We start from the raw sequence: 13652 nt of genomic DNA, 5'->3' as shown, positions 1-13652 counted from the left end.
CATTGTTATACTAGCATAAATCCATTGAAAATTCAACCTCAGCATTTTCATGAAGGCTTTTTCTTTCATTTTAAAGCTGAATTTATCTTTTTCTTTACATATCAAAGAGTGAAAGCTGATTCTCATCTGGCAAATCTTTCAAAACACCATGAGTATCCATATACTCAATTAAGGTCTTCGAGACTTTACCGCGGGAAGCTAAATCTTCTTTCGATAAAAAGATGCCATCTTTACGTGCTTCTACAATTTGTTTTGCGACGTTTAGACCAAGTCCTGGTACAGCACGGAAAGGTGCAATCAATGTATCCCCATCGATCACAAAATCTTGAGCATCCGATTTGTATAAATCAATCATACCAAAATGGAAATCACGCTCTAACATTTCGTTACACAATTCCAAGACAGTTAATTGGTTTTTTTCTTTTGTTGATGCATCCATTCCTTTATCTGTGATAGCCTTCATCGCTGCCTTAACCGCATCTTTCCCCTTAGCCATTGCAACTAAATCAAAATCATCCGCACGTACAGAAAAATATGCACAATAATAAAGTATTGGGAAATAGACCTTAAAGTAGGCCACTCGCAACGCCATCAACACATAAGCAGCCGCATGGGCTTTCGGAAACATATACTTGATCTTCGAACATGAATCAATGTACCAATCTGGAACATTATTTTCTTTCATAGCTGTTAAGTATGTCTCACGTAATTCGTCATCAATTTTATTCCACTGACCTTTACGAACAGTCTCCATGATTTTGAAGGCCATGCCACTATCAAGGCCTGCGTGAATTAAGTAAACCATGATGTCATCCCGACAACCAATTACTTCCGCCAGGTTGGCTTCACCACGGCTAATCAGCTCTTCTGCATTTCCTAACCATACATCCGTACCATGGGACAAGCCAGAGATCTGCAACAACTCGGCAAAAGTTGTCGGGCCAGTCTCCTCAAGCATTCCTCGTACAAAGCGTGTTCCAAATTCTGGAATCCCCAATGTCCCCGTCTTAGAAAAAATCTGATCAGGCTCTACTCCGAGAACCTGTGGTCCAGAAAATATTTTCATAACTTCTGGGTCATCAGTTGGGATCGTTTTAGGATCAACCCCTGATAACTCTTGCAGCATCCGGATTACCGTCGGATCATCGTGTCCCAGAATATCTAACTTCAATACATTGTCATGAATGGAGTGGAAATCAAAGTGAGTCGTTTTCCATTCGGCGTTTTGATCATCAGCAGGGAACTGGATCGGTGTAAAATCATAAACATCCATATAATCAGGAATAACAATAATACCACCCGGGTGCTGTCCCGTAGTCCGTTTAACACCAGTTGCTCCTTTAGCTAAACGATCCACTTCAGCATTACGAAAATGGAGATTATGATCTCTTTCATATCCCTTAACAAATCCATAAGCAGTCTTATCTGCAACAGTACCTATTGTTCCAGCACGAAATACATAGTCTTCTCCAAATAGAACCTTTGTATAGTTATGAGCTTCAGCTTGATAATCTCCAGAGAAATTTAAATCGATATCGGGAACTTTGTCACCGTGGAATCCTAAAAATGTTTCAAATGGAATATCATGCCCGTCTTTATTCAGGCGAGCACCACATTTAGGACACGCCTTTTCAGGCATATCAAACCCAGATCCATAAGAGCCATCCTCAAAAAATTCAGAATACTGACATTCCGGGCAATAATAATGCGGCGGCAAAGGGTTTACTTCCGTGATTCCAGTCATCGTAGCAACGAAACTCGATCCAACCGACCCCCGAGAACCAACTAAATAGCCGTCTTCATTACTCTTGTGTACCAATTTCTGCGAGATCAAATAGATAACGGAGAACCCATTTCCAATGATTGAAGTCAATTCTTTTTCTAAACGTTTCTCGATAATATCTGGTAATGGATCCCCATATAACTCTCGAGCACGATTATAACTCAAATCTTTAATTTCTTCTTCAGAACCAGGAATTTTCGGTGTATATAAATCGTCTTTAACTGGAACGATTTCTTCACAGGTTTCTACGATTTTATCCGGCCCATCTACAACGACTTCTTTAGCCAACTCTGGTCCTAAGAAACTAAAGGCCTGCAGCATTTCATCTGTTGTACGAAAATGCACATCAGGTAAACTGTGGCGATTCAGCGGATTCGCTCCACCCATTGAACTGATCAGAATCTTCCGATAAATCGCATCTTCTTTATTAAGATAATGAACATCGCCAGTTGCTACTACTGTTTTGTCTAAATCTTTTCCAATTTGAATCAAATTACGTAAAATATCTTCTAAATCAGATTCATTTTTGACTAACTCTTGTTCGATAAGAGGCGCATAAACCGCTTTGGGCATAATCTCAATGTAATCATAGAAGGCTGCGCGATTTTTCGCTTCCTCTACCCCTTTTTGCATCATCGCTTCAAAAATCTCGCCTTGAGAACATGCTGATCCAATTAAAAGGTTTTCTCTCAATTTAGTTAACTGTGAGCGTGGAATACGCGGTACACGTTCGAAATATTCAACATTCGACATAGAAATTAATTTGAATAGATCTTTTAATCCCGCTTGATTTTTAGCTAAAATGGTTGCGTGGAATGGACGTGCACGTTTATACGAATCGCCTTCTCCTACATGATCATTCAATTGGTCATGATAGTTCATGTCATGTTTTTCGATAGCTTCCTTAACAAATATCCAAGCCAAATGTCCAGTTGCTTCCGCATCATAAACAGCCCGGTGATGCTGCTCCAAATTAATCCCAAACCTTTTAGTCAAAACACCTAGGCCAAAACGTTTGAACTCTGGATAAAGAAAACGAGCCAATTCTAAAGTATCAATGACTGGATTTGGTGTTTCAGGCATATTATGACGGACATAAGTCGTATTGATAAAACCTATATCAAAAGTAGCGTTGTGGGCAACTAGGATCGCTCCTTCACAGAATTTCTCGAACAACTCCATGACTTCCTTTTCAGGTTTTGATCCACGTACCATCTCATCGGTTATTCCTGTCAAGTTGATAGTAGTCTCTGATAACGGGTGTCCAGGATCAATAAATTCTTCAAAGGTCTCGATTACATTTCCTTTATGCATCTTGACTGCCGCTAACTCAATAATCGTATCATAAACCGCTGATAACCCTGTGGTTTCCACGTCAAATACTACATATGTTGCATCCGTTAGTGCTTCATGAGCATCATTATAAGCAATAGGAACGCCATCAGAAACAACATTTGCTTCAACACCGTATAAAATTTTCACGCCAGCTTTCTTTCCAGCCGCATGAGCATCTGGAAATGATTGGGCTCCACCATGATCAGTAATAGCGATTGCTTTGTGTCCCCATTTTCCAGCTTGCGCAACTAATTCACTAGCACTAGTAATGGCATCCATTGTACTCATGTTAGTATGCAAATGTAACTCAGAACGCTTTTCAGTTGCCGTATCTTTGCGTTCTGGATGTTTTACTTCTTGAATATCCTGCGCATTCATAACAAGGTCCCGCATGAATGTATCTTCCTGAACACTTCCGCGAACACGAATCCAACTATTACTTGAAATCGCATCAAAAACGGCCTCATCCTTTTCACCGTTGGAGAATTTCTTTACAACAAATGATGAGGTGTAGTCAGTCATCTTAATAATTAAGATTTTACGTTTTGATCGTAACTCACGAACCTCTTTATCAAAGATGAACCCCTCGATCGTAATTCGCCGCTCTTCTTCAATGATATTCCCCATTGGAGTGATAGCCTCATCTGCGGGAATATTGCGCCCCAGCTGAATAGGCCCATCAAAGTTTGCGGCACTTTCTTTCTTCTCTTTTTTCTTAGACTCATACTGCGCCAAACTGGCAGCAGCTTGCTCTTGCATTGCTTGCGCTTGTTCTTGCTTGCGTACTTCGAACTCCTGCAACTTCTTATCCGCCTGCTCTTTATCTACTTCCGGATCAATCCGTAATGGAGGGAAACCATACGAAACTAAATTTTCCTCAATTAGCGGTAGGTATTGCTGTTTCAAAAAAGGAATGACCGTCTCATTATCGATCAATAATACAATTCGTTTATCTTGAATAACCGGCAGCGGTTTGCTTAGAACTTGCTTAACTAACGGGGTATCACAATCCTGTTCACCTAATGCTAATTGCCAGTAATTTTGCAAAAGAGTTTCGTCAAATTGATTCTCTTCTGGTACGATATGTAATTTCACTTTTGCGATAGATTGAAAAGCAAGCTGTAACTTTTGATGAAACGCATAAAATAATTTCGCTGGTAAAATTTCTGGGGTTTGAATAAAAAATTCCCAAACTCGTGATTTCTCATGTACAACAACTTCTTTGATCTCAGAAGCCTGGATCGTTGGATGTTGCTGTTCTATCTCAGCTAATTCAATTTGTCGTAATAAATTTTCGAACAACTCACGATTTTTAGACAAAATGACATCTCCTTCACTTTTTCAAGTATGTTCCAGTATACCTGTTTTTTTTTATGATTGCATTAGAAAAAGGATCGAAAAATTTCGATCCTTTCATTTTAAAAGAAGAAACGTTGGATATCATTCCATGTGACTAAGATCATTAAAAGCATGATAAATCCAAAACCGATCATAGTAATCATACCTTCTTTATCTGGATCAAGTGGTCGTCCTCGTACCCCTTCAATTAAATTCAGTAAAATTTTACCACCGTCGAAGGCTGGAATAGGTAACAGATTGACAATTCCCAAATTGACAGATAACAGTGCCATCAAGTAAATGACTGTCTTGATTCCTGCTCGTGATGCCTCAGCAGACATCTGATACATCATAACAGGTCCACCAAGCTTGTCTAGACTGAACCCAGTGAAAAGCGAACCTAAAGCACCAAAAATTCTTTTAACCATATCCCATGATTGTGTCAAGCCACCGACTATTTTATCAGCAAAACCAGTTTTCATATAAGGTGTTACACCAATTTGACCAACCTTTTCCCCATTGCTTTTAACACTTTTCGGTGTCATTTGGACTGTTTTTTCTTTACCATCTTGTTCGATTACTACACTTAATTCTTCTCCTGGTTTCTTTGTAACAGTATTTGTTAGATCATCCCAAGAAGAGATTTTTTTTCCGTCAACAGAAACAATAGCGTCATGATCTTTTAAACCCGCAACGGCCGCGGGGCTGCCAGCTTGAACAGCTCCAATTTGATTTGTATCATAATCCGCAACGCCCCCTTGTAAAAAAGCTAAGGCAATAAATAATATAATTGTCAGAATAAAGTTATTCATTGGGCCAGCAAAGTTAGTCAAAATACGTGAACCTAGTTTAGCCGATTGGAATTGAACATCGCGCGGCGCAATCCGAACCTCTGTGCCGCTCTCCTCAATCACGGTAGCATTATGTTGAACTTTGTAAATTGTTTCTTGACTTTCATCACCATTCACATATCCCCTAATAATTAAATCATCTACAAGGTCTGCAGAAAATAATTCCATTGGAATGCTATTTGGCAACTGTATTTTTTTACTAGTGTTGATCCGACTCACTTCATTATTCGGAGTCAGTTCAACGGACAAGGGCATGCCTGGACTTAGTTCCGTTTCTTCGTCTTCTAAACCAGCCATCCGGACATATCCGCCAATTGGCAATAAACGCAATGTATAAGTTGTTCCATCTTTTCCCATATGAGCAATAAGTTTTGGGCCCATGCCAATTGCAAATTCTCGAACAAGAATTCCCGAACGCTTCGCAAAAAAGAAATGCCCGAATTCATGAACAATGACAAGTACGCCAAAAACGATTAAAAACGTAATAATCGTACGCATAATTCTCCTACCTTCATTAGTTTTCTTAAAAACAGTTTATCATAGTCTCGAAAAAATATATTCCTTTACCGATCATTTCATAGAAAATTTAAAAAAGCTGAAAAAAAAGAGCGTTTCCGCTCTTTTTAAAATACTCCTAACAAGTGCATCATTGGAAAAACAAATAGCATACTGTCAAAACGATCTAAAATACCGCCATGTCCAGGTAAAATTTTTCCTGAATCCTTTACATCATAGTGACGTTTGATTGCCGATTCTACTAAATCTCCAAATTGTCCGACAATTGAGAAAACGATCGTAAAGATAATCATCGTAATTATATTATGCTGGAAAACTGCTGGTTGAACTAAGACAAAAACAACTGCCACAACAACTGCGCTGGCAATTCCCCCTAACGCACCTTCGATTGTTTTATTTGGTGAAATATCTGGCCATAATTTATGTTGCCCAAATTTCCGTCCTACCATATAAGCACCGATATCCGTTGCCCAAACAACAAAGAAAGCAAAAAGTAAAATTGCCAACCCGTCTGCACGAGCTGTAACTAAATTTTGAAACCCAACACCTACGTATAAACTGGCGACAACCGGAAATCCCGCTTCGTCAATAGTATACGTATTTTTAGAAACCACTGAAAAGCCAAGAATAATCATCACGGTCAAATAAAATAATAGAAAATTGCTGTTCTCACCACTTAAAAAGGGCATCCAACGTTCCGCTGGCAAAACTAAGAAAATTGCTCCTAAAATTGAAAGTACACCTTCAAAGCTTACAATCGCAAGACCCTTCATACGGAACAACTCATAAACACCAATCCCTGCTAATACTGCTGCCGCTAATTCTACTGCTATCCCACCGACATAAAGAATCGGAATAAAAATTGCTAAAGCGACAACTGCGGTAATAACTCTTTGTCTCATTTTTTATCCTCCTTGTTCAAGCCTCCAAAACGCCGATTTCTCTGCTGGAAAGAAGCAATTGCCGCTTCTAAATGGTTCCCGTCAAAATCTGGCCATAAGGCTTTAGTAAAATACAACTCACTATAAGCTAACTGCCATAGCAAAAAATTGCTAATCCGTTCTTCTCCACTTGTTCGCACCACTAATTCAGGATCACGTAACTCATTTGGTAAAAAACCTGTCATTAAATGATCACCAACGATATCATCATTGATTGTTTCAACAGAAAGTTCGTCATTTTTGACCTCTTGAGCCATTTGCTTAATTGCAGTAATGATTTCAGCACGGCTACCATAGTTCAATGCAAAATTCAAAACGAGTCCATCATTTTGTGCCGTCTGTTCAATTGCTCGTTTCACCGCATCCTGTGTGTGGGAGGGAAGATATTCTTCATAGCCCATTACGTGAACTTGAACATTCTCTTCGATCAGTTCTGGCACGAAGGTATCAAAAAAATCTACTGGCAACTGCATCAAAAAATTCACTTCTTCTTCAGGTCGTTTCCAATTTTCTGTTGAGAAAGCGTACAGTGTCAAAACTTTTACACCCAAACGGTTCGCATGTTTCGTGATCTTTTTGACCGTTTCCATACCTTCTTTATGTCCAGCAATTCTTGGCAAACGACGATTTTGTGCCCAACGGCCATTACCGTCCATAATGATTGCAATGTGTTTGGGAACAGCACCTTCAGGATCAAAATCGAATTGCGCTGCCTCTGGCGTATACTTTTGTTTTTGTGGAAAAAATCGCAATACCATGTTTTTCCTCCTCCATTGAAATCAAAAGTAAGAAATACTTTTGAAAAGTCATCTGCCATTATAACAATAAAAATCGTGTATTCCTATGAAAAACAAATACCTTTAGGCTTTTTCAATGAATTTTGAGTAAAATAAAAACCCGAAGAACATATCTTCAGGCTTTTCTCGTAAATTAAACTTCTAATAATTCTTTTTCTTTCTCAGCAACAATCTGGTCAATAGCTTTGATATTGTCATCTGTTAATGATTGAATATCCTTTTCAATATTACGCAGATCATCCTCTGTCAAATCACCATTTTTTTGTTGCTTTTTATAAACATCCATAGCGTCACGTCGAATATTTCGTACAGCAACCTTCGCACCTTCTGATTCTTTCTTCACTTCTTTAGCTAATTCTTTGCGGCGTTCTTCAGTTAGTTGAGGAATCACCAAACGGATTACATTTCCATCGTTCGCTGGATTCAAACCGATATCGCTAGCTAAAATCGCTTTTTCTACATCAGTGATCATATTTTTATCAAATGGTGTAACCATTAGCACGCGTGCTTCTGGAATAGTAATTGATGCCATTTGGTTTACAGGTGTTGGGACACCATAGTAATCAACTGTGATGCGATCAAGCAAGCTTGCATTCGCACGTCCTGCACGAATTTGCCCTAATTGGCGTTGCAAGGCTTCCTGTGCCTTTTTCATTTTGTCTCTGGCTTCATTCATTACTGTATCTGCCATTTTATTTCCCCCTTACAGTCGTCCCGATGTTCTCACCAAGTACGACACGTTTAATATTTCCTGGTTCGTTTAAATTAAAGACAACAAGTGGAATATCATTGTCCATACTTAATGAGCTTGCTGTTGAGTCCATGACTTGTAATCCTTTAGCAATCACATCTAAATGAGTCAGTTCCTCATATTTCACTGCATTTTCATCAAGCTTTGGATCAGCCGAATAAACACCATCGACATTATTCTTCGCCATTAAGATTACGTCAGCATTTACTTCAGCTGCTCTTAATGCAGCTGTTGTATCCGTTGAGAAATAAGGATTCCCTGTTCCGCCAGCAAAAATTACGATGCGACGTTTTTCAAGATGACGCTCCGCTTTTCGACGAATATATGGTTCAGCAATTTGACGCATCTCAATTGATGTTTGCACACGCGTTGGTACACCTATATTTTCTAGTGCATCTTGTAATGCCAATGCATTCATTACTGTTGCTAACATCCCCATATAATCTGCTTGTGCGCGTTCCATCCCCATCTGAGCACCGATTTGACCCCGCCAGATATTCCCACCACCAACGATAATTGCCATCTCAATACCTAAATCATGAACTTCTTTAATTTCTTCAACAATTTCTTGGATCACTGGTGGATTTATACCAAACTTTTCATCGCCAGCCAAGGCTTCTCCACTAAGTTTTAATACTACACGTTTATACTTTGGTTCATTCATCTCAATACCTCCACTGTCACTCTATTGATATTTTAGCATACTCTGCTTTTGAAGCTAGCCTTATTTGAATTTGCTTAAAAAAAGGGAGCGCACATCTTCGTGCGTTCCCGACTGCTTAAAAAGCAGAATTATTTTTTGATTTGACTCATAACTTCTTCCGCGAAGTTTTCTTCACGTTTTTGGATACCTTCGCCAACTTCAAAACGAACGAAGCTCGCAACTGTAGCACCTTTAGAAGCTACATATTTTTCAACAGTCATATCAGGATCTTTAACGAATGGTTGGTCAACCAAAGCTATTTCTGCTTTAAATTTGTTCAAACGGCCAATAACCATTTTCTCAACGATATTAGCTGGTTTACCTTCATTTAATGCCTGTTCAGTAAGAACAGTCTTTTCATGTTCTAATTCTGATTCTGGGATTTGACTTTCATTTACATAACGAGGATTAATTGCAGCAACATGCATCGCAACATCTTTTGCAACTGCTTCGTCAGTTGTGCCATCTAATAGAGCTAAAACAGCAATTCGTCCACCCATATGCAGGTAGCCGCCAAATGCTGCGTTATCTTCTTTTTCAACAACTTCAAAACGACGGAAGTTAATTCTTTCGCCGATAACTTGTGTAGCTTCGATTAACGCTGCTTCTAAAGTTTCACCTTTAGCGTTCGTTAATTTCATTGCTGCATCCATATCCGCTGGTTTATGTTCAGCAACTAACGATGCGATTTCCTTAACTAAATCTTGGAACATTTCATTTTTAGAAACGAAGTCAGTTTCAGAGTTCACTTCTACGATTGCTGCAGTATTTCCGTTAACGGCAACTGAAGCTAAACCTTCAGCAGCGATACGATCATTTTTCTTAGCTGCTTTCGCCATACCTTTTTCACGTAAAAGATCAACAGCTTTTTCAATGTCGCCTTCTACTTCCACTAATGCTCGTTTAGCATCCATCATTCCTACGCCAGTCATGTCGCGTAGTTCTTTTACCATTTTAGCTGTTACATCTGCCATTTAAAGGGCCTCCTTAGTTTTTCTAAAAAAGCTGCTTCAAAGGAATATATTTACTTTGAAGCAGCATATGCTACGAAATTATTCAGCTGATTCAGTAGAAGCGTTGCCGCCTTCCACTACATCAACGATTTCTTCGATTGAAGTTGCTTGTCCGCCATCTTCAGCTACGAAGTCTTCTTCTGCTACTTGATCTTCACCTTGGTTTCCTTCGATGAAAGCATCAGCCATTTTTGCAGTGATTAATTTCACAGCACGAATAGCATCATCGTTTGAAGGGATAACTACATCGATTTCATCTGGATCACAGTTTGTATCAACCATAGCAACGATTGGAATGTTCAATTTATGAGCTTCTTGAACAGCAATGCGTTCTTTACGAGGATCAACGATATACATAACATCAGGGATGCGAGGCATATCAGCGATACCGCCTAAGAATTTTTCTAAGCGTTCACGTTCTTTGTTCAAACCAACAACTTCTTTTTTAGGCAATACTTCGAAAGTACCATCTGCTTCCATAGCGTTGATATTTTTCAAACGAGCGATACGTTTTTGAATTGTGTCCCAGTTTGTTAAAGTTCCGCCTAACCAACGGTGGTTTACATAGTATTGACCAGCGCGGATAGCTTCTTCTTTGATTGCTTCTTGAGCTTGTTTCTTAGTACCTACGAATAATGCAACGCCGCCATCTTCAGCGACATCTTTCATGTAGTCATAAGCCGCATCTACCAATTTGACTGTTTTTTGCAAGTCAATGATGTAGATTCCGTTTCTTTCTGTGAAGATATATTTCTTCATTTTTGGGTTCCAGCGACGAGTTTGGTGGCCAAAATGTACGCCGGCTTCTAGTAATTGTTTCATAGACAATACTGACATTTGTGTTTCCTCCAATTGGTTTTTTTGTTTTCCTCTCCTGCTCTCTTCTTCATAAGGAACTGACTAGCAGCACCGCCTTATGAATCAAGTCAGAATGTGGATTTTTGCGTAAGGTTTCCCACACACAATTAGTTATTATACAAGAGTTTTTTTAATAAATCAATCTTTTTTCACTTGCACTTTAGTACATTAATATTTATAAAGGAATACTGTTTAAAAAAACTTTTTCTGCTATACTGAGTGCATAATTATCATTTTAACAATCCCAACCTACTAGAGAGTAAGAAGCAATTCTAATCTCCGTAATCATACAATGACATTAAGATCAAACTAATTTTTCGGACACTTCGACTAAGTTAGTTCATTACATATAAAAATAAGGAGTTTTTTTATGCGAAAAAAAGATCGACACGAATTAATTAAACAAATTATTTCCGAAAATCCGATTCGAAACCAAAATGAATTAATGGATTATTTACAGCAGTATCAAGTTTCAGCCACTCAAGCAACCATCTCAAGAGATATTCGTGATCTGAAAATTGTCAAGACCATTGATGAAACAGGTAAACCTCGTTTTGAGGTATTCAAAGAGCACCAAGCACCTACCGAAGATGATGATATTAAGCGTTTAATCCGCATGACAACCGATGTGATCGTTAAAGTCGATACCGTACAGTTTATGACAATCGTCAGTACCCTGCCAGACAATGCGCATTTGTTAGCTTCAGTCTTAGATGATCTTTCTAGTGAACTTATCGTCGCGACAATGGCAAGTTTCGATACAATTATTATCATTTCAAGAACACCTGATGATGCACAACAAGTTACTGCATTTTTGCAAGATCCAACAAAGGTCTCTATTTTCAGTTAACAAAAAACCGGAGAAAAAATTCTCCGGTTTTTGTTTACATTTTATTTGGTGCATGAACACCCAACAAGCGTAAATCTTCTTTTAAAATTACTGTTACTGCGTGAACCAATGATAAACGTGCATCTTTTTGTTCATCGTCCACTAATATTTTTGTATGTGCGTAGTATTTATTAAAGGCTTGCGCCAATTTGATCGAGTGTTTAGCAATCACTGATGGTTCATATTGAGCTGCCGCCTGCATCACGACTTCAGGATAGTTTTGCAGTAATTTGATAATTTCCCAACTGTCAGCATCGTTTAATGAATAAACTGCTTCAGGATCAACAGTAAATGCCGCCTTCTCCAAAATGGTCATCGCACGCGCGTGGGTGTATTGAACATAGGGCCCAGTCTCGCCTTCAAAGCGAACAACTTCTTCCAAGTTAAAATCAAAGTTATTCAAACGATCATTTTTTAAATCATGGAAAACTACTGCCCCAACGCCAACTTGATGTGCAACTTCTTCTTTGTTGGGTAGATCAGGATTTTTTTCTTGAATTTGTGTCAATGCAGAGTCTTTCGCTTCGTTTAAAACTTCTTCCAATAAAACAATTTTCCCTTTACGTGTGGATAATTTCTTACCATCTTTTGTGATCAACCCAAATGGAATATGAACCATATCGTCTGACCAGTCAAAACTCATTTCCTTCAAAACGGCTTTTAATTGTTTAAAGTGTCCGCTTTGTTCATTTCCGACAACATACAAGGATTTAACAAAATTGTACTCACGCTTGCGATAAAGAGCTGCCGCCAAATCTCGAGTAATATATAGTGTTGCACCATCTGATTTTTTAATCAAAGCAGGATTCAAATCATATTTTTCAAGATCAACGATTTCAGCCCCTTCATTTGTTTGCAAAAGGTGTTTTTCTTCCAGCATCGTCACAACTTCATCCATCTTGTCATTATAAAAGGCTTCACCATTGTACGAGTCAAAATCAACTTCCAACATACCGTAAATTTTACTGAACTCTTTTAATGATTCACTACGGAACCACTTCCATAATGCTAACGCTTCGTCGTCGTTTTCTTCCAATTTCTTAAACCAAGCACGTGCTTCATCATTTAATTCTGGTTCTTCCTCAGCCTTTTCATGAAATTCCACATACAAACGCAATAGCTCATTAATCGGCTCGGCTTTAACCTTTTCTTCCGAACCCCATTTTTTATAAGCAACGATTAATTTACCAAATTGAGTTCCCCAGTCACCCAAATGATTGATTTTGATTGGAGTATAGCCAATTTTAGTCAATATTAGACTGATTGAATTACCAATCACAGTCGAACGTAAATGGCCCATTGAAATTGGTTTTGCGATATTTGGCGAAGACATATCAATTGTTACGTTTCCTTCATTTCCAATATTGCTATCACCAAAATGATTTTCCTCTTTTGCGATTTGTTTTAAGACCATACTTGAAATCACTTCTTTTTTCATGAAAAAATTTAAATATGGACCTACAACTTCAATTTTTTCGAATGCTTCTGGATTGATTTTTTCTGCCAATTCCACTGCAATTTGTTGGGGTGCTTTGCGAAAAATTTTTGCCAAAGCAAAAGCTGGGAATGCCACGTCCCCATGATCCACTGATTTAGGGTTTTCTAGCAGACGTTCTACTTCTCGTAATGTAAGATTTTCTTTGACTACTTCCAAAACAGCTTGTGCAACAATTTCTTTATTATTCATCCAAATTTCCTCCCTTTTAATACAAAAAAAGCCCCTGATGTATAAATACATCAGAGACGAGAATTCCCGCGGTACCACTCTTATTGTCGTAAACGACCAGCTTAAGGCTATAACGGTAGCTGCCGTTGCATCTCAAAAGTGCGCCATCCATTTTTGTTTATCCGGCTCTCACCCGCCCGAACTCGCTGCA

The 13652-nt window shown here is 38.6% G+C and carries 10 protein-coding genes; 1 reads left to right on the top strand and 9 read right to left on the bottom strand.

Going from position 1 to position 13652, the window contains the following annotated elements; translation table 11 throughout:
- Nucleotides 1–94: 94 nt before the first annotated feature.
- The 8 genes from IGI38_RS03200 to rpsB form a co-directional block, all read right to left on the bottom strand.
- Nucleotides 95–4438 carry a PolC-type DNA polymerase III gene (locus IGI38_RS03200; RefSeq protein WP_438726588.1) on the bottom strand — a complete coding sequence of 1448 codons (4344 nt, stop codon included), beginning with the start codon at nt 4436–4438 and terminating at the stop codon, nt 95–97.
- 98 nt (nt 4439–4536) lie between these two features.
- Nucleotides 4537–5805, bottom strand: a complete 1269-nt coding sequence (rseP, locus tag IGI38_RS03195; RefSeq protein ID WP_438726585.1) for an RIP metalloprotease RseP — start codon at nt 5803–5805, stop codon at nt 4537–4539.
- A gap of 125 nt (nt 5806–5930) precedes the next feature.
- Nucleotides 5931–6725 carry a phosphatidate cytidylyltransferase gene (locus IGI38_RS03190; protein ID WP_438726582.1) on the bottom strand — a complete coding sequence of 265 codons (795 nt, stop codon included), beginning with the start codon at nt 6723–6725 and terminating at the stop codon, nt 5931–5933.
- Complete coding sequence (locus IGI38_RS03185) at nt 6722–7522, bottom strand: isoprenyl transferase (protein WP_438726579.1); 801 nt, start codon at nt 7520–7522, stop codon at nt 6722–6724. Before IGI38_RS03185 ends, IGI38_RS03190 begins: the two co-directional genes overlap by 4 nt.
- 172 nt (nt 7523–7694) lie before the next feature.
- Entirely contained in the window at nt 7695–8252 is a 558-nt protein-coding gene (gene frr / locus IGI38_RS03180; RefSeq protein ID WP_438726576.1) for a ribosome recycling factor, read from the bottom strand.
- Between the two features lies 1 nt (nt 8253).
- A complete protein-coding gene (gene pyrH, locus IGI38_RS03175; RefSeq protein WP_207110592.1) occupies nt 8254–8976 on the bottom strand; it encodes a UMP kinase in 723 nt (240 codons plus the stop codon).
- A 128-nt stretch (nt 8977–9104) separates the two neighbouring features.
- Nucleotides 9105–9989, bottom strand: coding sequence for a translation elongation factor Ts (tsf, locus tag IGI38_RS03170; protein ID WP_438726573.1), 885 nt, complete (start codon nt 9987–9989; stop codon nt 9105–9107).
- Between the two features lie 78 nt (nt 9990–10067).
- Nucleotides 10068–10865, bottom strand: coding sequence for a 30S ribosomal protein S2 (gene rpsB / locus IGI38_RS03165; RefSeq protein ID WP_438726571.1), 798 nt, complete (start codon nt 10863–10865; stop codon nt 10068–10070).
- A 391-nt stretch (nt 10866–11256) separates the two neighbouring features.
- On the opposite strand from rpsB, the gene IGI38_RS03160 reads away from it, so the two are divergent.
- A complete protein-coding gene (locus IGI38_RS03160) occupies nt 11257–11736 on the top strand; it encodes an arginine repressor (protein WP_438726569.1) in 480 nt (159 codons plus the stop codon).
- Between the two features lie 34 nt (nt 11737–11770).
- Here the strand turns inward: IGI38_RS03160 and argS are convergent, their stop codons facing one another.
- A complete protein-coding gene (gene argS, locus IGI38_RS03155) occupies nt 11771–13462 on the bottom strand; it encodes an arginine--tRNA ligase (protein ID WP_438726566.1) in 1692 nt (563 codons plus the stop codon).
- Nucleotides 13463–13652: the final 190 nt, after the last annotated feature.

Source organism: Enterococcus sp. AZ128, from assembly GCF_051714485.1.
GTDB lineage: Bacteria > Bacillota > Bacilli > Lactobacillales > Enterococcaceae > Enterococcus_A.
The sequence above is the reverse complement of the archived record's forward strand: the minus strand, read 5'-3'. Positions and strand labels throughout refer to the sequence as shown.